Source organism: Rhodoferax mekongensis (assembly GCF_032191775.1).
Lineage (GTDB): Bacteria > Pseudomonadota > Gammaproteobacteria > Burkholderiales > Burkholderiaceae_C > Allorhodoferax > Allorhodoferax mekongensis.
In genome coordinates, this window is the sequence record NZ_CP132507.1 from 2,384,925 (window position 1) to 2,405,637 (window position 20,713).

Consider the following 20,713-nt stretch of genomic DNA (forward strand, 5'->3'; position numbering starts at 1 on the left):
ATCACAGCCTGGGTTACTTCAGGCTGCCTGACAAAAACTGGGCGAGGCGTTCGCTCTTGGGGGCACTCAATACCTGGGAGGGGTGCCCTTGCTCTTCGATCAGGCCTTTGTGCAGGAAGATGAGGTGATTCGACACCTCGCGGGCGAAGCCCATTTCGTGCGTGACGACCACCATGGTGCGGCCTTCTTCGGCCAGGCTCTTCATGACCCGCAGTACTTCGGATACCAGCTCCGGGTCCAGCGCACTGGTAGGTTCATCGAACAGCATCACCTCCGGCTCCACCGCCAGGGCGCGCGCAATCGCCACACGCTGCTGCTGGCCACCGCTCATGTGGGCCGGGTAGCGGTCTTCCACGCCGGAGAGTCCTACTTTGGCCAGGTATTTGCGGGCGGTGGCAACGGCTTGGTCTTTGGGCACACCCAGCACGTGCACGGGGACTTCAATGATGTTTTCCAGCACCGTCATGTGCGCCCAGAGGTTGAAATGCTGGAACACCATGGCCAGCTTGGTACGCAGGCGCTGTAACTGTTTGGGGTCTTTGGCTACCAGTTCCCCGGTGGGGCCGGCGACGAGCGCCAATTCTTCGCCTGCCACGTTGATGCGGCCCTGATGAGGCTTTTCCAACATGTTGATGCAGCGCAGGAAGGTGCTTTTCCCGGAGCCGGAGCTGCCGATGATACTGATCACGTCGCCGGCATGGGCAGACAGGGACACCCCTTTCAGCACTTCGTTGCTGCCGAAGCGTTTGTGGATGTTCTCGACCTGGAGTTTGAGGGGCTTGGTATCGGTCATGGTGGGTATGGCTTGTCTGGGGCAGGGGAGCGACGGCTGTTTCTCAGGCGCCGAGCAACTCGCCGGTTCGGAAGGCGGTGGCGCCGGCAATCTTGCCGATTTCGGCACCGGCATGGGCGTAGCGGTCTCGGACGCGCGCATAAAACATGCCCGGCACTCCGGCACGAATGGAGTGACGGGTGTTCTCGATCGGATTGATGACTTCAGCAACCAGGTCACCGGTCGACAGTGTCTGTCCGACTTCCGCGATATAAGCGACGACGCCCGGCACTGGCGTGCGCAGAGTCTCAGAGCCCGCTAATGGTGTGGGTTGGGCCGCAGGGGCAGGAATCTGCACAGGGCTGGCCGCGGAGATGGTGCCGCAGTGGGTCATGAAGTCCAACACCGCCCGGGCGTCCGATTGGGCCCATGCGTGCGTCACATCGGACTCGCCGCGCAGCTCCACTGTGGTGCTGTTGCAGCCCTGAGGCAGAGGTGCTTGGATGCCATCGTTGGCCAGACGCTCTGCCAGCTGCCACCAGGCGCCGGAGAGGCATTCGTCAAACGGACCGCTGCCTGAGTTGCGGGCCAGCAGGATCGCTTGAGCCTGTAGCAAATGCGCCAGGGGCTCCAGTTGGGGCCAGCAAGGTTCCTCGGTATAAAAGTGCATCACCCCTTCGCAATCGCAGTGCAGGTCGATGACATGGTCGGCGTCGTGGGACAGCATGAGAAGCGCGCGGCGCAAGCTTTGCAATTCAGTGTCCGGTTTCCATTGCTCCAGATACTGGCCCATGGCTTTGCGCACGGCAGTCACGTTGGCGGCCGCGTCCGGGCCCATCAGGGGCTTGATGGTGTCGTACACGGCCTTGGCAAGGTCCGGGTAATGGCGATTGAAATTCTCCGAGCTGTCGAGCTCAAATCGCCCCAAGGGCTTGTGGTCTATGCGTTGCGCGAGCCCAATGGGGTTGGCCACGGGCACCAGAATCACTTCGCCCCTGATCCGGCCTTCGGCCTCCGCTTGGTCCAGCAAAGCCCGCAAATGAAATGCCGCCAGCATGCCTGGCAGTTCTTCCGCATGCAGGCTGGCCTGGATGTAGACCTTGGGGCGGGCACCCGCCTGGCCGTAATGAAAACTGCTCAGGCTGCGATGGCTGCCCAAGCTGTTGGAAAGCAGCGTGTGGTCTTTGCGTTGCATGATGGTCAGTGTTTGCGGGGCGCGAGGTAGGCAAGAAAGTGCTTTTCAGCCACGCGGAAAATACCGATCAGGCAGAAAGACGCTACCAAATAGATGGCTGCGGCCGCAATGTAGGCCTCGAAGGGAAGGTAATAGTCTGAGTAAACGCGGCTTGCAGCGGCAGTCACGTCCAGCATGCTGGGCACGGCGCTCGCCAGGCTGGTACTCTGCAGCATCATCACGACCTCATTGCTGTACGCGGGCAAGGTGCGACGCAGGGCGCTGGGTAGCACGATGCGGCGCATGGCCTGGAAACGGCTCATGCCGTAAGCCTGCGCAGCTTCCAATTCGCCGGCTGCTGTCTCGCGGATCGCGCCGGCCAACATTTCCGCGGTGTAGCCGGCCGTGTTCAGGCTGAATGCCAGCAAGGCGCAGAAGAAGGGCTCCTTGAAGTGCGTCCAAGGCCAGACATCGTCCCAGCGCGCCTGGATCCATTCCAGCTGGCCGAGTCCGTAATAGATCAGGTAGACCTGAATCAACAGTGGCGTGCCGCGGATGACATAGGTGTAGCTGCCCACCACCCAACGCAGAATGGCCCAGCGGCTGGTCAGCGCGAGGGCGAAGATCAATGCCAATACGGCGCCGATCGCCAGCGATGAAGCCAGCAGGCCGAGGGTGGTGTAGATGCCGGTGATGTAGAGCTGCAGGTTCTGCGGCTCGAAGATGACATGCCACTTCATAGCTCACCCCGCTTGGTTCCCAGGCTGTAACGCGCATTCACTTTGCGGAGCACGAACAGGGAGACACTGGTGTAAATCAAGAAAAGGGCTGCACTGAACAAGAAAAACTCAAACGGTGAGCGGGTGGCCGCGCTGGCCTGCTTGGAGAGATAGGTCATCTCCTTCAAACCTATCAAGCTGACCAACGCTGTGGATTTGATCAATACCAGCCAGTTGTTGGTAAAGCCGGGCAGGGCGTAGCGTACCATTTGCGGGGCAGTAATGCGCATGAAGGCTCGGATGCGTCCCATGCCGAAGGCCCAAGCAGCTTCCATTTGGCCCTTGGGGATGGAGAGAATGGCGCCGCGGAACGTCTCGGTCATGTAGGCGCCGTAGATGAAGCCGATCGTGAGCACGCCGGCCAGAAAGGGGTTGATATCGACGGTTTTTTTGCTGCCGGAGAGTTCCAGCAAGTGGTTGATTCCGATGGTGCCGCCGTAAAACACCAGCAACATGACCACCAGATCCGGGACGCCCCGGATGACGGTGGTGTAGGTGCTGGACAGGGCAACCAGCACCGGTCGTCCTGACAGTTTGGCTGCTGCTCCCAGCAGGCCGAGGACGATAGACACCAGCAAGGCACACAGCGAAACGCCGATGGTCAGCACCGAGCCTTGCAATATGGCGACGTAATAGGAGTTCATGGGAGCAGAGGGGGCAATCAACGCAACGGGGCGCAGAGATGCGCCCCGTTGGATGCGGTTTTACAAGACTTATTCGCCGTAAACGTCGATGTTGTACTTGGCAAAGTACTTGTCGTTCAGGGTCTTGTAAGTGCCATTGCTGCGGATGGCCTTGATGGCCTCGTTCAACTCGCCCTTGAGCTTGTCTTCACCTTTGCGCAGCGCAATGCCGGCGCCGTAACCGAAGTACTGGGGCTGCTTCAAGTCAGGGCCGACCAACTCGTACTTGGCACCTTCAGGCTTGGAGAGGAAGCCACCGGTGACTTCCATGTAGTCGGCCACGGTACCGTCCAGACGGCCGGACTTGATGTCCAGGTAGACCTGGTCTTGTGCTTCGTAGGAGTTCACGATCACGCCAGCAGGCTTCAGGTCACCCAGAGCGTATTTCTCTTGGGTAGAGCCCTTCAGAACACCGATCTTCTTGCCTTTGATGGAAGCTGCGTCCGTGAACTTGGTGCCCTTTTTCAGCACGAGACGGCTGGGGGTGTTGTAGTACTTGTCGGTGAAGTCCACTTCCTTCAGGCGGTCATCCGTGATGGACATGGAGGAAATGATGACGTCGTACTTCTTGGCGTTCAGGCCGGGGATCATGCTGTCCCAGACTTGTTCCACGAATTCGCACTTGCGCTTGATCTGCTCGCACAGGGCATTGGCGATGTCCACGTCAAAGCCGGTGGGCTGGCCGTCGGCGGACTTGAAGGTGAACGGCTCGTAGGTGGGGTCGATGGCGACCTTCAGGGGACCGGCTTCGGGAGCGGGAGCAGCAGCGGCAGGAGCCGATGCGGGCGCAGCAGGCGCTGCAGGAGCAGCTTCTTCTTTTTTGCCGCAAGCAGCCAAAACGGAGGTGACTGCCAGTGCCAGCAGGAGTTTCTTCATGGAAAAGTCCTTAGATTTGCCGGACAGTGCCGGCGGTTGAAAAACAAGAAAAATCATTCTACGGGCTAAGCACAGCAAATTTGGTGCCGCCCCAACTCAGGGCATGGGGGTTTGTACCGGTGGAAAATGCGCTTTTGGCGTTTTCGGAAGTCGAAAGTAATAAAAAGTTCCGAATGCGAAAAGTCTCTGAGGCGACTGGCCCTGCGATTTCGGAATTGCGGTGCCCGTTGCTAAGCCCCTAAAAGTGCGTTGGCGGACTTAAAACCTTACACTCGCGGGTTATCCCCCGGACTCCTATGAACGCCCCAGTCGACGTCTCCTTCTTCGCGCGCGCCGCCAAGCCGATTTCCAGTTACCGCAAGTACTGGGCGTCCCGCTTTGGCACCGCCCCTTTCCTGCCCATGAGCCGCGCGGAAATGGACAAGCTGGGCTGGGACAGCTGCGACATCATCATCGTTACGGGCGATGCCTATGTGGACCACCCGAGTTTCGGTATGGCGGTCATTGGTCGCATGTTGGAGGCACAAGGCTTCCGCGTGGGCATCATCGCCCAGCCGGACTGGACCAGTGCTGAAGCATTCAAGGCGCTGGGCAAACCCAACCTGTTCTGGGGGGTGACCAGCGGCAACATGGATTCCATGATCAACCGCTACACCGCGGACCGCAAGATACGCAGTGATGATGCCTACACGCCGGGTGATGTGGGCGGCAAGCGCCCGGACCGGGCGGCCATTGTGTATAGCCAGCGCTGCCGCGAGGCCTTCAAAGACACGCCCATTGTGTTGGGTGGCATCGAAGGCAGTCTGCGCCGCATCGCGCACTACGATTACTGGAGCGACAAGGTTCGCCGCAGCATCGTGGTGGATGCCAAGTGCGATTTGCTGCTTTATGGAAATGCCGAGCGCGCGATTGTGGAAATTGCCCACCGCTTGGCTGCGAAGGAGCCGGTCGAGAACATCACAGACGTGCGGGGCACCGCTTTTGTGCGTCGACCTGAGGACGAAACGGGCAAGGGTTGGTTCGAAATCACCTCCACCACGGTGGATGAGCCGGGCCGGGTCGAAGCCCATGTGAACCCCTACATGACCACCAGCGAGCTAGCTGCCGAAAATGGCGCCACCTGCGCCAAGGAAGATGAAGCGAAAGCCACGGCAGCTGCCGCTGAGGCTGCGGGCGCTACAAATTCAGGAGCTGCTCGCGCAGATTCCATGGGCGCTAGTGCCCAAAAAGACTCCAAAGCGGACGTCAATGCAGTCATTGCGCCTCTGACCTTTTTCGCGAACCCCGCGCTGTCCGGTAAAGCGAAGCTCAAGGTGCCGCCGCGTGAAAAGTCGGTGATCCGACTGCCCAGCTATGAGCAGGTCAAGAGCGATCCCATTCTGTACGCACATGCCAACCGGGTGCTGCACTTGGAGACCAACCCCGGTAACGCCCGCGCGCTGGTGCAGGCGCACGGCGAGGGCGCGACCGCCCGCGATGTATGGATCAACCCGCCGCCCATTCCGCTGACCACGGCGGAAATGGACTTTGTGTTTGATCTGCCTTACGCCCGCAGCCCCCACCCGACCTACGCCGATGAAAACGGGAGCCATGATGGCGCCACCAAAATCCCGGCGTGGGAGATGATCCGCTTCAGCGTGAACATCATGCGTGGCTGCTTCGGCGGCTGCACCTTCTGCTCCATCACCGAGCATGAAGGCCGCATCATCCAGAGCCGTTCGGAAGAGTCCATCATCAAAGAGGTGGAAGATATCCGCGACAAGGTCAAAGGCTTCACCGGCACGATTTCTGACCTCGGCGGCCCCACGGCCAATATGTACCGCCTGGGTTGCAAGAGCCCCGAGATTGAAGCAGCTTGCCGCAAGCCCAGCTGCGTGTACCCCGGCATCTGCCAGAACCTGACGACCAACCACGATCCGCTGATCAAGATCTACCGCCGCGCCCGTGCCCTCAAGGGCATCAAGAAGATCCTGATCGGTTCCGGCCTGCGTTACGACCTCGCGGTGAAGAGCCCGGAGTACGTGAAAGAACTGGTGCAGCACCACGTGGGCGGCTATCTGAAGATTGCGCCGGAGCACACCGAACTGGGTCCGCTCACCAAGATGATGAAGCCCGGCATCGGCAGCTACGACAAGTTCAAGCAGCTGTTCGAAAAGTTCAGCGCCGAAGCAGGCAAAAAGCAGTACCTGATTCCATATTTCATCGCAGCCCATCCTGGCACCAGCGATGAGGACATGATGAATCTGGCCATCTGGCTCAAGAAAAACGGCTTCCGCGCAGACCAGGTGCAAACCTTTTACCCCAGCCCCATGGCCACCGCTACGGCCATGTACCACTCCGGTCGTAACACCCTGAAGCGGGTGCACCGCACCGCCCAGAGTGAAGAGGAAACGGTGGACATCGTGCGGGGTGAAAAGCGTCGCCGCTTGCACAAGGCGTTTTTGCGCTACCACGACGCCAACAACTGGCCACTCTTGCGCGAGGCGCTCAAGGCGATGGGCCGCGCTGACCTGATCGGCAATGGCAAGCACCACCTGATTCCGACCTTCCAGCCCCTGGTGGACGGTGGATATCAGAGCGCCCGCAAAAAGAACTCGACGGTGGCTCCGGTGAAGTCTGCCGCCGCTCGGGTGCAGCCACTCGGAAAAGCCGCAGCGCCGGTCAAGGGTCGCATCCTGACCCAGCACACCGGTTTGCCGCCCCGTGACACCGGAGCGCCCAAACCCTCATTCAAGGCGGTTCGTAAGCCGCGCTGATTTCGCTAGTTACTGCAGGGTGTCGCCGTCGTCGCCGGCGGCGATGGCCTTTTTGTCTCGCACATTCTTTTGCACGGTAACGGCGCTGTACAAGGCGAGCACGAAGGACATGGCGTAGTAGCCCTTCTCGGATAGCAGCAGGGTTGCATTCCACAAACCGGTGCCCAACAAGAGCAACGACAGACCTACCGCCAGATAGCAGATGCCATAGTAGGCGCCGGAGACCGGAATTCCTTCCAGCTTGTCGCGTACACATTTTTGCAGCGACACGGCGGCGAACAAGCCAAAGGCCAGCAAGGTGAAGTAGTAGCCTTTTTCGTTCAGCTGCATTTCAGCATTCCACAGGCCGAGCAGAAAACCACCGGCGCCCAAGCCCAGGCACGCGAAAGTGGCGCCCACATAGGCGCCGGAAGAAGACTGTGGAAACTGGATAGATGTTTTCATGGGTAGATGTGTGACGAAATAAAAGGATTGGCTTCGACGAACCGGAGTGCGGCTGCCCGATGGCGCTAAGCTATTGTTTTTGGTTGCACGTGCAGTGCCGGCGCCATTCTCTCAATAAATGTCGGACTTTTTCCAAAAAATGATCAGGGTAATCACGATAGCGTTGCTGTTGCCCGCCTTTGCCTGGGCCCAGGCGCCCATTCAGTTCAGTAACAGTCCGAAGGCCATCCAGCAATACGAATCGAGCACGCTTGAAAGCCTGGTCGAGCGCTGTCCTGTCGTGAAAGCGGAGAGTTACAAGGCCCCTGATGAGGTGCGCTCCCTGCGAAACGGATTCGTAGATGTGGTCACGCAAAATCCGCAAACCGGTCTGTATTCAGTTTTCGTTTTTGATCGGGACAAGCGCAGCTTCATTCTGGTGGATGGGCAGGCGCTCTCCCGCGACAAGAAACTTTCTCTCAGGTTAGTGCTACCCAGGGATTACGGCCGTTGCCGCTTGGTCCGTACGCTGCAGGGTCCTGAGATGCTGGAGGTCGTGCACACAGAGCGCAACTACGTGTCTGAGGTGCAGCGCATGCAAAAGCTCAGCAAAGAGCTGTTGGAATTGAGCGCGGCAGCGGTGCCACAACCCGCAGCATGTGTCGCTCCAGCCGGGATGCAGGATTTTCAATTTTGGGATGGCGGTACCCGCGTCAGTCTGAATATGTGCCATGAAGCCACAGCAGCCATGGTTGAGCGCTTGCGCAAAACGGTTCGCAAAGCCCATGAACGCTAGAACCTTTTGGCAATCATTCAAGCATCGAGTTCTTGGTGCCTGTCTGCTGGGTTTATCGGCGTGGACTGCGGCCGCTGAAAACGAGTGCCCGCCCGAGCCCAAGCCTTTGTCTCCCGAAATGTTTTCTGTGGCCCAGCGGCAGGCCCGCGACCGGGGTTTTCTATGGCGAGTGAGCAAGGACGGGCACAGCTCCTATCTTTATGGCACTTTGCATGTGGGCCGTGAGGCATGGCTGGCCGCTGGGCCTGCATTGGAGCAGGCGCTGAGAAGCACCAACACATTGGCCCTGGAGTTGGACCCGCTGGATCCTGATGTGGCTGTGCAAATGGGGCAAGCTCTGGCCAAGACGCCCAAACGCAAATTGGAGGAGGGTGCGCGGGCACGACTGGGGCGCCAGTTGCAGGTGCAGTGCATGCCGGTCGAGTCCGCTGACCAAGTTCCTGCGGAATTGTTGCTGGCGGGTTTGTCCCTGAACCTCGCGCGCCGGGATGGGTTGGATGGTCAATTCGGTTCAGAAATGTTTCTGGCCATGATGGCGCGCGCGCGCGGTATGAAAATCGTTTCGCTGGAAACCGTGGAGTTACAGCTTCGGGCGCTTTTGGCCGCAGATGATGCAGAGGCAGGTCAGATCCTCATCGATGGGCTTAATGAGCTGGAATCCGGTCATGCCAGAGAGAGCTTGCTGGATTTGGTGAGCATGTGGGAGAGCGGCGATGTCCGCCGCTTGGATACCTACGAGCACTGGTGCGAGTGCGTGGTAACTCCCATGGAAAAGTTACAAATGCAGCGTTTGTTGGACGAGCGAAACCCGGCCATGGCGCGCCAAATTGATGCAATGCACCGAAGTGGTTCGCGAGTTTTGGCCGCGGTTGGGAGTCTCCACATGTCCGGTCCACGGGGCTTGCCGGCCGTGTTAGCCCGAATGGGCTATGCCATTGAGCGTTTACCCTGATGCGCAAGGCACACCGCACCCTCACGAGGCATCACTATGTTGGTAACTTTTTGTCGTAACGGTTACAAAATTTTGATTTTCACGAATCACCTGAAGCGGAGCGTTCTTTTTTGCAGACTTATGGAATAAGCTGTGATTTAAACCAATGACAAACCTGTTGCCCATGAGCACGGGTGAATGTGAGAGACATATGCTGACAGACCACGACCTGGGTGCCTTGATGCGGGCCCAACATGCAGACCCTTTCAGCATTCTCGGGCCCCATACGGAAGCGGGCGGTGTGCGTATAACGGCGCTGTTTGCTGCGGCACACAAGGTGCTCGCTGTGGATCGCAAATCCGGCGAAGTGCTTGGTGAATTGGCACGGCATGAGGGCACGGATGTTTTCTCATTGGTGCTGGCTGACACAGCATCTTTTCCTGATTACAGGTTAGAAGTTCATTGGCAGGACCTGCAAGCAGGAGTCTCCACCCTCGAGGATCCTTATCGCTTTCCGTTCGTGCTCCAGGAGATGGATATATGGCTGCTGGCTGAAGGCACCCATTTGCGCCCCTATGAGTGCCTTGGCGCTCATCCCACCCAAATGTGCGGAATCGACGGCACCAGCTTTGCCGTGTGGGCCCCGAACGCCAAACGTGTGTCGGTGGTGGGTTCCTTCAATGGGTGGGATGGGCGCAGGCACCCGATGCGGCTGCGACGGGAGTGCGGTGTTTGGGAGATATTCATTCCGCATGTGAGCAAGGGTGATCTCTACAAGTTCGAGATATGGAACGCCCGCGATGCCATCACGACCAAGGCGGACCCTTTTGCGTTCTCAGCGCAGCTTCGGCCTGATACTGCCAGCGTGGTTTGCGGTTTGTTGCCCCGCCTGCCCATGGGCAGTGACCGCGTCCGCGCGAATGGCCTGCAACAGCCACTCAGCATTTATGAAGTGCACTTGGGCTCTTGGCGCAAGGCCGATGGATGGCGCTGGCTGAATTACCGCGAATTAGCAGATACCTTGGTGCCCTACGCACGTGAGATGGGTTTCACGCACTTGGAGCTCTTGCCGGTGAGTGAGCACCCCTTTGACGGATCGTGGGGCTACCAGCCCTTGGGGCTTTTTGCGCCCACTTCGCGTTTTGGGACGCCCGAGGATTTCAAGTATTTTGTGGATGCTGCCCACGCTGCAGGGCTGGGTGTGATTTTGGATTGGGTACCTGCCCATTTTCCGAGTGATGCACATGGCTTGGCAGAATTTGATGGCACCCACCTCTATGAATACGCAGATCCAAAAGAAGGCTTCCATCAGGATTGGAACACCCTGATTTACAACTTCGGTCGCACCGAAGTGCGCAACTTTCTGGTGAGTAATGCGCTGTATTGGCTGGAACGTTTCGGGGTGGATGGTCTGCGGGTGGATGCAGTGGCTTCCATGTTGTACCGGGACTACAGCCGTGCGGCGGGGCAGTGGATTCCCAATAAACACGGTGGCCGAGAGAACCTGGAGGCCATCGAATTTTTGCGCCGCATGAACCATGTGGTGGGTACCGAGCGTCCTGGAGCGATCACACTCGCAGAAGAATCCACAGCGTTCCCCGGTGTGAGCCGTCCGCCGTCTCCGGACTTGCAGAGCGGTGGCCTGGGCTTTCATTACAAATGGAACATGGGCTGGATGCATGACACCTTGCAGTACGCCTCCATGGACGGGGTACACCGCAAGTACCACCAGAACCAACTCACCTTCGGGTTGATGTACGCGTTTACCGAGAACTTCGTGCTTCCCCTGTCACACGACGAAGTGGTGCATGGCAAGGCGTCCTTGCTTGGCAAGATGTCGGGGGACGAATGGCAAAAGTTTGCGAATTTGCGTGCGCTGTACGGTTTCATGTGGGCCTACCCGGGCAAGAAATTGCTGTTTATGGGATGCGAGTTGGCCCAACCCACTGAGTGGGCCGACGGCGCACAGCTGCCTTGGCATCTGGAGCAACAAGCGCCGCATCAGGGGGTGCAGCGTTTGGTGCGTGATCTGAACCGCGTGTACCGCGCGTTCCCTGCGTTGCATGAGCAGGATGTGCAGCCAGAGGGCTTTGAGTGGATTGCCCATGACGATTCCGCACAGTCCGTGATCGCCTTTCAACGGCGGGCCAAAGACGGTCGGGTCGTGGTGGTGGTTTGTAACTTCACACCCGTGCCTCGACCCGGGTACCGCATCGGTGTTCCGGTGGCAGGGGCCTGGCGCGAAATCATCAACACCGACAACGGTGTGTATGGCGGCAGCAGCCTGAGTTCGGGCGCGCGAAGCACTGAGCCGGTCGCAGCGCATCACTTGGGTCAGTCGCTGGTCATTACTTTGCCGCCGCTGGCATGCCTTGTGCTCATTCCCGGAGAAGAATGAGTCGTTCCATGTCTTTGTCGAGCATGTTGCCGGGAAATGCTGCCGAGTGGGGCGCCACCCTCGCGCCGGAGGGGGTGAATTTCACCTTGGCAGCGCCTAACGCTACTTCGGTGGACTTGTGCCTCTTTGATGAGGCAGGCCTGACCGAGTTGCAGCGCTTGCCCTTGCCCGCCAAAACAGGCGATGTGTGGCACGGCCTGCTACCCGGCGGGCGTGCGGGGCAGGTATACGGCTTTCGTGTCCATGGGCCATGGGCACCCGAGCAAGGCCACCGGTTCAATCCGGCCAAGTTGCTGTTGGACCCCTATGCCCGCGAGGTGCTGGGGCGCTATGACGGTTCGGACCTTCACTGGGCGCATACGCCGGATTCCGCGCGCGGCCGGCAGCTGCCCGATAGCCGGGACAATGCCGCTACCGCATTGAAAGCACGCGTTTGTGCGCCGCTGCCAACTGTGAATCCCGGGCCCGTGGTGCGGCCCGAGCAACGTGTGATGTATGAGATGCACGTCAAAGGCTTCACCCGGCTGCATACGGGCGTGCCGGAGGCGCTGCGGGGCAGCTATGCGGGCCTGGCGCATCCTGCAGCCATTGCACATCTGAAGGCGCTGGGCGTCACCACCGTGAGTCTGATGCCCGTTGCCTTCCGTGCCGATGAAGAGCGTTTGCAGCGCCTGGGCTTGTCCAACTACTGGGGTTACAGCCCCATCGCGTGGAGCGCGCCGGAAATCCGGTATTGGAGCGGCACCGCCGGCAGCACTCCCCGCACCGAGTTCCGGGCCATGGTCGATGCTTTGCACGCAGCAGGGATAGAGGTGATTCTGGACGTGGTCTACAACCACACGGGGGAGACCGATGAATTTGGCCCCCTGCTCAGTCTGCGTGGCATCGACAACGGCACTTACTACCACCTGGAGCCTGGCGACGCATCCCGTTACCTTAACTGGACGGGTTGCGGCAACTGCGTCAATCTGAACCACCCGGTGGTCTTGCGTACCGTGATGGACAGCTTGCGCACCTGGGTCACGGACTATGGGGTGGATGGCTTCCGTTTTGACCTCGCGCCCGTCCTGGCCCGTGGAACTGCGGAGACAGACTACCGCTTCAATCCCCATGCCCCGTTGTTGATGGCGATCGCGCAGGATCCGACGCTGCGCAATTGCATGATGGTGGCTGAGCCTTGGGACATCGGGCCTGGCGGCTACCAGGTGGGTGCTTTTCCACCGGGTTGGCTGGAGTGGAACGACCGTTTCCGCGATACGCAGCGAAGCGCTTGGCTGCAACACAGTACCCACCGCGGTGCATTGGCCAACCGCCTGGCGGGTTCCGCAGAGGCTTTCAGTCCATTGCGTCGCGCGGCATACAGCAGCGTGAACTTTGTGACGGCGCATGACGGTTTTAACCTGATGGATGTGGTGAGCTACTGCCATCGTCATAACGACGCCAACGGAGAGGGAAACCGCGATGGCCATGGCCATAACCTGAGTGTCAACCATGGGGTGGAGGGTGCGAGTGACGATGCGCAAGTGGTGCAAGCCCGTGCACGCCACCGCCGCACTCTGTTGGCCGCCACGCTGTTTTCGCTGGGCACGCCCATGCTTTTGGCGGGTGACGAGCTGGGCCACAGCCAAGGCGGCAACAACAACGCGTATTGCCAGGACAACGCCATCACTTGGCTGAATTGGGAAGCGACTCGCCACGACCTGAGCACTTTTGTCGCCCGTGCCATTGCGTTACGCCGTGCGCTGCCGGCCTTGCAGGCCACCGGATGGTGGCGCAGCCATGCCGGTGAAGCTGGGTCCGGCCCGGTGGCAATGTGGGCATTGTCCGACGGTCGCACCTTGGAAGCTGGCGATTGGGAAGCACCTCAGGGCGGGCCATTGGCGGTTCAATTGCAGCTCGGCACTTCGGAAGCGGTCCTGTTGCTGCTCAACCCATCGGCCTCGGCACAAGCATTCACCTTGCCGGCGGGCGATTGGCATCTTTGCCTGGATACAGCCTCGGAAAGTGTCGGGGCCGAACCCGCTTCAACGGTCAGTCCCCTATTCACAGTACAAGCCGATAGTCTGGTCTTGCTCAGCGCTATGCGGCCTGTTTTCTAGATTCAAACCCAACCACTGTCACACCACCATGTCACGCATCACCATACCTACCTCGCCTTTTGACGGCCAGCGCCCCGGTACTTCGGGCCTGCGCAAAAAAGTTACCGTGTTCCAGCAGCCCCGTTACCTGGAAAACTTTGTTCAAGCCCTATTCGATGTGCTGCCGGATGCTGCCGGCTTGACGCTGGTGGTGGGGGGCGATGGCCGCTTCCATAACCGCGTGGCCATTCAAACCATCTTGCGTATGGCTGCAGCCAAGGGCTATGCCCGGGTACTCGTCGGGCAGGGCGGTATTTTGTCGACCCCTGCTGTCAGTGCTGTGATCCGCCGCCATGGCGCCAGCGGTGGCATCGTGCTGTCCGCCAGTCACAACCCCGGTGGTCCGGAGGGTGACTTCGGCATCAAATACAACGTGGCCAACGGCGGCCCCGCACCTGAGAGGGTCACCGAGGCGATTTTTGAGCGCACCAAGGTCGTTCGTGAGATACGCACCATGGATACGGCCGACATCAGCCTGGACACTTTGGGTAGCCAACACATCGGCAGCACTGAGGTGCTGGTGATTGACCCCGTATCCGACTATGCCGAAGTGATGCGCGGCTTGTTTGACTTTGACGCCATCCGCAAGTTGTTTGCGGGCGGCTTCACCCTGCGTTATGACGCCATGTGCGCCGTGGGCGGCCCCTATGCCAAAGCCTTGCTGGAGGGCGAGCTGGGTGCTCCAGCAGGAACAGTGGTCAATGGCACGCCACTCGAAGATTTCGGTGGTTTGCACCCGGACCCGAATCCGGTGAATGCCGAAGACCTGATCGCCCATTTGTTCGCTGCCGATGCCCCGGACATGGGTGCTGCGAGCGATGGGGACGCTGACCGCAATATGATCGTCGGCCGCAAGTTTGTGGTGTCGCCCAGCGACAGCCTGGCCGTCATTGCAGCCCATGCCACCTTGGTGCCGGGCTACCGCGCTGGCATTGCGGGTGTCGCGCGCTCCATGCCGACTTCCACTGCTGTGGACCGCGTCGCCAAGGCGCTGGGCATTCCGTGTTTCGAGACCCCCACGGGTTGGAAGTTTTTCGGCAACTTGATGGATGCCGGCAAAGTCACCTTGTGTGGCGAAGAAAGCTACGGAACCGGCTCCAGCCATGTCCGCGAAAAAGACGGTTTGTGGGCCGTGCTGTTCTGGCTCAACCTGATTGCCGCCAGCGGCAAATCGGCGGAGGAGCTGGTGCGCGAGCTCTGGGCGCAATACGGCCGTTGCGTGTATTCCCGCCACGATTACGAAGGCATTCCCACCGAGCAGGCCGATGCGCTCATGCGCGACTTGCGCGCGTCTCTGCCAACCTTGGGTGGCACCTCCATCGCCGGATTGCCGGTGGACTTTGCGGATGATTTTGCCTATACCGACCCGGTGGATGGCAGCGTGAGCCAGAAGCAGGGCGTGCGCATCGTGCTGACCGATGGTTCTCGCGTGGTGTTCCGCCTTTCGGGCACCGGCACCGAAGGCGCGACTTTGCGCATCTACCTGGAGCGCCATGAGCCCGATGCCACTCGTCAGGACATCCCCGCCCAAGAGGCACTGCAACCCCTGATTGCCTTGGCTGAAATGGTGGCACGCATCCGCCATTTCACCGGCATGAACCAACCCACTGTGACGACCTGAGCCGCAGAAGCGCAGGCCTCACTTTCATCACATCAAAACCAAGCGACAGGAGACAAAATCATGAGTACTACAGACAACGCCCGCAACCTCGCGCTCCAAGAGCGCCACATGCAGCCCCATATGCTGGTGCGCCGCACCATCGCCCTGGTGTTGGCGGGTGGCCGTGGCTCCCGCCTCAAGCAGCTGACCGACCGGCGCGCCAAGCCTGCGGTGTACTTCGGTGGCAAGTTCCGTATCGTTGACTTTGCGCTTTCCAACTGCGTGAACTCCGGTATCCGCCGCATCGGCGTGATCACCCAGTACAAGTCGCACTCCCTGTTGCGCCACTTGCAGCGTGGCTGGAGCTTCTTGCGTGCTGAGCTGAACGAGATGGTCGACCTGTTGCCCGCCCAGCAGCGGGTGGACGAGGAGCACTGGTACCGCGGCACGGCCGATGCGATCTACCAGAACCTGGACATCATCCAAAGCAGCAAGCCTGAGTACGTGGTGGTGCTGGCCGGCGACCACATCTACAAGATGGATTACTCGCTGATGCTCAAAGACCACGTGGAGAGCGGCGCTGGCTGCACCGTGGGCTGCATTGAAGTACCACGCGAAGAGGCCACTGCCTTTGGTGTGATGGCCGTGGACGGCAGCCGCAAGATCACCGAGTTTGTCGAGAAACCCGCCAATCCGCCCGCCATGCCGGGCAATGATGCTGTGTCTCTGGCCAGCATGGGCATTTACATCTTCGACTCCAAGTATCTGTACGATCTGCTGGAAGACGATTTAGCCAACCCTGAGTCCAGCCACGATTTCGGCAAAGACGTGATTCCCCGCGTGGTGCGCGAGGGCAGGGCGGTGGCCCATCCCTTCTCCATGTCCTGTGTGTCGTCCACCCCGGACGCCGTGCCTTACTGGCGCGATGTGGGTACCATCGACGCCTTTTGGGAAGCCAACCTCGACCTCGCCTCGGTCACCCCTGAGCTGGATATTTACGACACCAACTGGCCCATCTGGACCAGCCAGCGCCAGTTGCCACCTGCCAAGTTTGTGCAGGACGCGGACGGCAAGCACGGCCAGGCCATTAACACCATGGTGTCGGGCGGCTGCATTGTGTCGGGCTCCATCGTCAGCAACTCGGTGTTGTTCAGCAGCGTTCGCATCCATTCGTTCTGCGTGATTGACCAGGCCGTGCTGCTGCCCGAAGTCACCATCGGCCGTGGCTGTCGCCTGAGCCGTGTGGTCATTGACCGGGGTGTGGAAGTGCCGGATGGCTTGGTGATTGGAGAAGACCCGGTGGCAGATGCGGCACGCTTTGAGCGCACCGACAACGGCGTGGTGCTGGTGACCAAAGACATGCTCAAGAAGTTAAGCACCCCCTGAGCCGCTGCGCGTCTCCCCCCTCTGTAAAGAAAGAACCTATGCGCATCCTGCAAGTCAGTGCCGAAATATTCCCTCTGCTTAAAACCGGAGGGCTGGCTGATATTGCCGGTGCGCTGCCGGCGGCTTTGCATGAAGCCGGCTGCGATGTGCGGGTGCTGTTGCCTGGCTTTCCGGCCATCGTGGCGGGCTTGCGCAACCCCAGTCCGGTGGGCGCTTTTGTGATGCCGTGGGGCGAAATGGTGGAAGTCGTCTATGGCGACTTGCCGGCGCTCGCCCGCGGCGACATGCAGCAGGGCGCTTATGTGCTGTTAGCGCCTGGCCTTTACGAACGACCGGGCAATCCGTATGAAGATGCCAACAAGCAGCCCTATGGCGACAACCACCGCCGTTTCGCGGCACTTGGCCAAGCCGCAGCCCATCTGGCGCATGGCATGGACAGCTTGTGGCGCGCCCAACTGGTGCACAGCCACGACTGGCACGCAGGTTTGGCCAGCGCTTACCTCAAGCTCTGGGCCGACCGCGGCGCCACGCGGGTACCCTCGGTATTTACCGTGCACAACCTGGCGTACCAAGGCATATTTGGCCCGCAATACTTCGGCGACTTGGGCCTGCCGGGCGAAGCTTTTCACGTGCAGGGCATGGAATTCCATGGCCAGCTCTCCTTCATGAAGGCAGGCTTGTTTTATGCCAGCCACATCACTACCGTGAGCCCCACCTATGCCCGCGAGATCCAGACGCCTGAGCAGGGCTGCGGGCTGGACGGTTTGCTGATGGCAAGGCGGGATGCCCTGAGCGGCATCCTGAATGCAGTGGATGACACGGTGTGGAACCCTGCCAGCGACGCCTTGCTGGAACAAAATTTTGACGCCCGCCACATGGCAGGCAAAGCGATCAACAAGGCCATGCTGCAAGGCGCCATGGGCCTTGCCATTGAGCCGGATGCGCCGCTCTTCGCCGTGGTGAGCCGCCTCACTGAACAAAAAGGACTGCCGCTGGTGCTGGCCGGGCTGGACGAAATTGTGTCCCGAGGTGGCCAATTGCTGGTGCTGGGCAGCGGCGACACCTGGCTGGAACAGGCTTTCACCGAGCGCGCCAAAACCCATGCCGGCCGGGTGGCCGTGAAACTGGGCTACGACGAATCCTTTGCCCACCGGGTATTCGCAGGCAGTGACGTGACCCTGGTGCCCTCGCGCTTTGAGCCCTGTGGCCTGACCCAGATGTATGGCCTCAAATACGGCAGCCTGCCTTTGGTGCGCCGCGTAGGCGGCTTGGCAGACACGGTGGTGGACAGCGATCTCGAAACCCTGGAAGACCGCACTGCCACCGGCTTTGTATTTGATGCCTTTGACGAAACCGCCTACCGCAAAGCGGTGCGCCGCGCTTTTGCCCTTTACCACCGCAAGGCGGAATGGAACCGCGTACGCCAAACCGGCATGAAGCTTGCCTTCGACTGGGCTACTGCCGCCGGGCACTACACCCAGCTTTACCAAAGGTTGATTCAAGAATGACCCACACCTCTTCCCCTACTGCGAGTGCCCCTGTGACTTTTGAATTTGATGCGCCCGGGCGCGACCTCGAATCCCTGAAACGCTCCATCGCCAACAAACTGATGTTTGTGGTGGGCAAAGACCCGGAAGCCGCCCGCCCTGAGGACTGGCTGCACGCCGCCGCCTATGCCGTGCGCGACCAGCTTGTCGAGCGCTGGATGACCACCACCCGCGCCCAGTACGCCCAGGACGCCAAGCGCGTGTATTACCTCAGCATGGAATTTTTGATCGGCCGCACCTTCAGCAACGCCATGCTGGCCGTGGGCCTGCGCGAGCGAGTCAAGCAAGCCTTGGCGGACTTCGGGGTGGATATCGACGCGGTGACCGAGCTGGAGCCCGACGCTGCTTTGGGCAATGGTGGCTTGGGCCGCTTGGCCGCTTGCTTCCTGGACTCCATGGCCACGCTGAATATTCCCGGCTTTGGCTACGGCATCCGCTACGACTACGGCATGTTCAAGCAAACCATTGTGGACGGCCGCCAGGTGGAAGTGCCGGACTACTGGCTCACCCACGGCAACCCCTGGGAGTTCCCTCGCCCGGAGGTGACATACCGCGTGCAGTTCGGCGGCCATGTGGTGAAAGAAGGTGACGCTTACAAGTGGGTGGACAGCCACGATGTGCAAGCCATGGCCTATGACACCATCATCCCCGGCTACGCCACCAAGGCCACCAACACCTTGCGTCTGTGGTCCGCCAAGGCTACCCAAGAGATTGATTTGGGCGCCTTCAACCGCGGCAACTACATGGCCGCTGTGGAGACGAAGAACCACTCCGAGAACGTGTCCCGCGTGCTCTACCCGGACGACTCCACGCCCTCCGGCCGCGAGCTGCGCTTGCACCAGGAATACTTCTTCTGCAGCGCCAGCGTGCAAGACTTGCTGCGCCGCTACCTGCGCACCCATGACAACTTCGAGAGCTTGCCAGACAAAGTCAGCATCCACTTGAATGACACCCATCCGGTGCTGGCGATTCCTGAGTTGATGCGCCTGCTGCTCGACGAGCACCACCTGCCCTGGGCGGATGCCTGGCGCCTGTGCCAGGGTGTGTTCAGCTACACCAACCACACCCTCATGCACGAGGCACTGGAGACTTGGCCAGTCGAGATGATGGGCCGCATCCTGCCGCGCCACCTGCAAATCATTTACGACATCAACGCCCAGTTTTTGCACCAGATATCGCTGCGCGGCGGCAGCCCCGAGCTGTTGCGCAAGGTCAGTTTGGTGGATGAAGCCGGCGAGCGCCGTGTGCGCATGGCCTACCTCGCGGTGGTGACCAGTCACTCGGTCAACGGCGTGTCGGCCTTGCACTCCGAGCTCATGAAGGAAAGCATCTTCTTTGACTTTGCCAATCTTTGGCCTGAGCGCTTCAACAACAAAACCAACGGCATCACCCCGCGCCGCTGGCTGGCGCAGGCCAACCCGGCCTTGTCGGCCGTGCTGGACAAGCAGGTCGGCACCGGTTGGCGCCGTGACCTGACCCAGCTCAGCGGCCTGAATGCGGTGCTGACCAGCCCCAAGGTGATCGAGGCCTTCCAGGGCGCCAAGCTGGTCAACAAGCAGCGCCTGGCTGCCTGGGTGCAGGCCAACATGGGCCTGACCATCCCGACCGATGCGCTCTACGACGTGCAGGTCAAGCGCATTCACGAATACAAGCGCCAGCTACTCAATGTGCTGCACGTCATCACCCGCTACCTGCGCATCATCAACAACCCCGGCTCGGTGACGGTGCCCCGTGTCGTGGTGTTTGCCGGCAAGGCAGCCTCGGCCTACCATATGGCCAAGCAAATCATTCACCTGATCAACAGCGTTGCCAAGGTCGTCAACAACGACCCTCGTGTGGGCAATCTGCTCAAAGTCGTGTTCATCCCCAACTACAGCGTGAGCCTGGCCGAGCGCATCATCCCTGCGGCCGATTTGTCGGAGCAAATCTCCACCGCCGGCACCGAGGCGTCCGGCACGGGCAACATGAAGTTCGCCCTGAACGGTGCGCTCACCATTGGCACGCTGGATGGCGCCAACGTTGAAATCCTGGAGAACGTGGGTGCCGACAACATCTTCATCTTCGGCCTGACCACGCCACAAGTGGCCGCCACCCGCGCCGCCGGCTACCAGCCACGCGCCATCGCCGAGGGCAACGCCGAGTTGACTGCGGTGCTGGAAGCCATCCGTGATGGCGTCTTCAGCCCGGACGAGCCCGGCCGCTTCCAGAGCATTTACGACCTGCTGGTGAACTGGGGTGACCACTATCTGCTGCTTGCCGACTACGCCGCCTACATCGCCGCGCAAGAGCAGGTGGACGTGGCCTACCAGAGCAAAGAGGCTTGGTCTGTCATGGCCCTGCGCAACGTGGCCGCCATGGGGCCGTTCTCAGCGGACCGCACGATCGGCGAATACGCTGACAAGATCTGGAAGAGCAAACCGCTGGAACTGGCTTCCTGATAGGTGTGCAGAGGCG

At 60.2% G+C, this 20,713-nt stretch carries 15 protein-coding genes; 9 read left to right on the forward strand and 6 right to left on the reverse strand.

What is annotated here, in order from left to right; genetic code table 11:
* Positions 1 to 13 precede the first annotated feature (13 nt).
* From RAN89_RS11465 to RAN89_RS11485, 5 genes are all read right to left on the reverse strand, one after another.
* Positions 14 to 793, reverse strand: a complete 780-nt coding sequence (locus RAN89_RS11465; protein ID WP_313866432.1) for an ABC transporter ATP-binding protein — start codon at positions 791 to 793, stop codon at positions 14 to 16.
* 43 nt (positions 794 to 836) lie between these two features.
* Positions 837 to 1,967 carry a succinylglutamate desuccinylase/aspartoacylase family protein gene (locus RAN89_RS11470; protein ID WP_313866433.1) on the reverse strand — a complete coding sequence of 377 codons (1,131 nt, stop codon included), beginning with the start codon at positions 1,965 to 1,967 and terminating at the stop codon, positions 837 to 839.
* Positions 1,968 to 1,972: 5 nt separating this feature from the next.
* Positions 1,973 to 2,686 carry an ABC transporter permease gene (locus tag RAN89_RS11475; protein ID WP_087493732.1) on the reverse strand — a complete coding sequence of 238 codons (714 nt, stop codon included), beginning with the start codon at positions 2,684 to 2,686 and terminating at the stop codon, positions 1,973 to 1,975.
* Positions 2,683 to 3,369, reverse strand: a complete 687-nt coding sequence (locus RAN89_RS11480) for an ABC transporter permease (protein WP_313866434.1) — start codon at positions 3,367 to 3,369, stop codon at positions 2,683 to 2,685. Before RAN89_RS11480 ends, RAN89_RS11475 begins: the two co-directional genes overlap by 4 nt.
* 69 nt (positions 3,370 to 3,438) lie before the next feature.
* Positions 3,439 to 4,284: an ABC transporter substrate-binding protein gene (locus RAN89_RS11485; RefSeq protein WP_313866435.1), complete on the reverse strand. Its 846-nt coding sequence runs from the start codon at positions 4,282 to 4,284 to the stop codon at positions 3,439 to 3,441.
* Between the two features lie 296 nt (positions 4,285 to 4,580).
* Here RAN89_RS11485 and RAN89_RS11490 point away from each other — a divergent pair, with 296 nt between their 5' ends.
* A complete protein-coding gene (locus tag RAN89_RS11490; RefSeq protein WP_313866436.1) occupies positions 4,581 to 7,040 on the forward strand; it encodes a YgiQ family radical SAM protein in 2,460 nt (819 codons plus the stop codon).
* Positions 7,041 to 7,049: 9 nt separating this feature from the next.
* Here RAN89_RS11490 and yiaA read toward each other — a convergent pair whose 3' ends face one another.
* The gene (gene yiaA, locus RAN89_RS11495) at positions 7,050 to 7,484 is read right to left on the reverse strand and encodes an inner membrane protein YiaA (RefSeq protein WP_313866437.1); all 435 of its coding nucleotides are present in this window, start codon (positions 7,482 to 7,484) and stop codon (positions 7,050 to 7,052) included.
* Positions 7,485 to 7,623: 139 nt separating this feature from the next.
* Here yiaA and RAN89_RS11500 point away from each other — a divergent pair, with 139 nt between their 5' ends.
* The 8 genes from RAN89_RS11500 to RAN89_RS11535 all read left to right on the forward strand — a co-directional run bounded on the left by RAN89_RS11500 (position 7,624) and on the right by RAN89_RS11535 (position 20,697).
* On the forward strand, positions 7,624 to 8,259 hold the full coding sequence (locus RAN89_RS11500) for a hypothetical protein (protein ID WP_313866438.1): 636 nt from the start codon (positions 7,624 to 7,626) through the stop codon (positions 8,257 to 8,259).
* A complete protein-coding gene (locus RAN89_RS11505; protein ID WP_313866439.1) occupies positions 8,249 to 9,211 on the forward strand; it encodes a TraB/GumN family protein in 963 nt (320 codons plus the stop codon). The genes RAN89_RS11500 and RAN89_RS11505 overlap by 11 nt, the downstream gene beginning before the upstream one ends.
* Before the next feature lie 190 nt (positions 9,212 to 9,401).
* The gene (gene glgB / locus RAN89_RS11510) at positions 9,402 to 11,588 is read left to right on the forward strand and encodes a 1,4-alpha-glucan branching protein GlgB (RefSeq protein WP_313866440.1); all 2,187 of its coding nucleotides are present in this window, start codon (positions 9,402 to 9,404) and stop codon (positions 11,586 to 11,588) included.
* Positions 11,589 to 11,596: 8 nt separating this feature from the next.
* A complete protein-coding gene (gene glgX / locus RAN89_RS11515) occupies positions 11,597 to 13,687 on the forward strand; it encodes a glycogen debranching protein GlgX (protein WP_313866441.1) in 2,091 nt (696 codons plus the stop codon).
* 28 nt (positions 13,688 to 13,715) lie between these two features.
* A complete protein-coding gene (locus RAN89_RS11520) occupies positions 13,716 to 15,347 on the forward strand; it encodes an alpha-D-glucose phosphate-specific phosphoglucomutase (RefSeq protein WP_313866442.1) in 1,632 nt (543 codons plus the stop codon).
* 60 nt (positions 15,348 to 15,407) lie between these two features.
* The gene (glgC, locus tag RAN89_RS11525) at positions 15,408 to 16,712 is read left to right on the forward strand and encodes a glucose-1-phosphate adenylyltransferase (protein ID WP_428983757.1); all 1,305 of its coding nucleotides are present in this window, start codon (positions 15,408 to 15,410) and stop codon (positions 16,710 to 16,712) included.
* A gap of 38 nt (positions 16,713 to 16,750) precedes the next feature.
* Entirely contained in the window at positions 16,751 to 18,220 is a 1,470-nt protein-coding gene (gene glgA, locus RAN89_RS11530) for a glycogen synthase GlgA (RefSeq protein ID WP_313866443.1), read from the forward strand.
* A complete protein-coding gene (locus RAN89_RS11535; RefSeq protein ID WP_428984446.1) occupies positions 18,217 to 20,697 on the forward strand; it encodes a glycogen/starch/alpha-glucan phosphorylase in 2,481 nt (826 codons plus the stop codon). Before glgA ends, RAN89_RS11535 begins: the two co-directional genes overlap by 4 nt.
* Positions 20,698 to 20,713 lie beyond the last annotated feature (16 nt).

Coding starts and splice junctions, on each gene's coding strand:
- RAN89_RS11505 (WP_313866439.1), top strand. CDS start 8,249: ATGAACGCTAGAACCTTTTGGCAATCATTCAAGCATCGAGTTCTTGGT.
- RAN89_RS11490 (WP_313866436.1), top strand. CDS start 4,581: ATGAACGCCCCAGTCGACGTCTCCTTCTTCGCGCGCGCCGCCAAGCCG.
- glgC (WP_428983757.1), top strand. CDS start 15,408: ATGAGTACTACAGACAACGCCCGCAACCTCGCGCTCCAAGAGCGCCAC.
- RAN89_RS11520 (WP_313866442.1), top strand. CDS start 13,716: ATGTCACGCATCACCATACCTACCTCGCCTTTTGACGGCCAGCGCCCC.
- glgA (WP_313866443.1), top strand. CDS start 16,751: ATGCGCATCCTGCAAGTCAGTGCCGAAATATTCCCTCTGCTTAAAACC.
- RAN89_RS11465 (WP_313866432.1), bottom strand. CDS start 793: ATGACCGATACCAAGCCCCTCAAACTCCAGGTCGAGAACATCCACAAA.
- RAN89_RS11480 (WP_313866434.1), bottom strand. CDS start 3,369: ATGAACTCCTATTACGTCGCCATATTGCAAGGCTCGGTGCTGACCATC.
- RAN89_RS11485 (WP_313866435.1), bottom strand. CDS start 4,284: ATGAAGAAACTCCTGCTGGCACTGGCAGTCACCTCCGTTTTGGCTGCT.
- glgB (WP_313866440.1), top strand. CDS start 9,402: ATGCTGACAGACCACGACCTGGGTGCCTTGATGCGGGCCCAACATGCA.
- yiaA (WP_313866437.1), bottom strand. CDS start 7,484: ATGAAAACATCTATCCAGTTTCCACAGTCTTCTTCCGGCGCCTATGTG.
- RAN89_RS11470 (WP_313866433.1), bottom strand. CDS start 1,967: ATGCAACGCAAAGACCACACGCTGCTTTCCAACAGCTTGGGCAGCCAT.
- RAN89_RS11475 (WP_087493732.1), bottom strand. CDS start 2,686: ATGAAGTGGCATGTCATCTTCGAGCCGCAGAACCTGCAGCTCTACATC.
- glgX (WP_313866441.1), top strand. CDS start 11,597: ATGTCTTTGTCGAGCATGTTGCCGGGAAATGCTGCCGAGTGGGGCGCC.
- RAN89_RS11535 (WP_428984446.1), top strand. CDS start 18,217: ATGACCCACACCTCTTCCCCTACTGCGAGTGCCCCTGTGACTTTTGAA.
- RAN89_RS11500 (WP_313866438.1), top strand. CDS start 7,624: ATGATCAGGGTAATCACGATAGCGTTGCTGTTGCCCGCCTTTGCCTGG.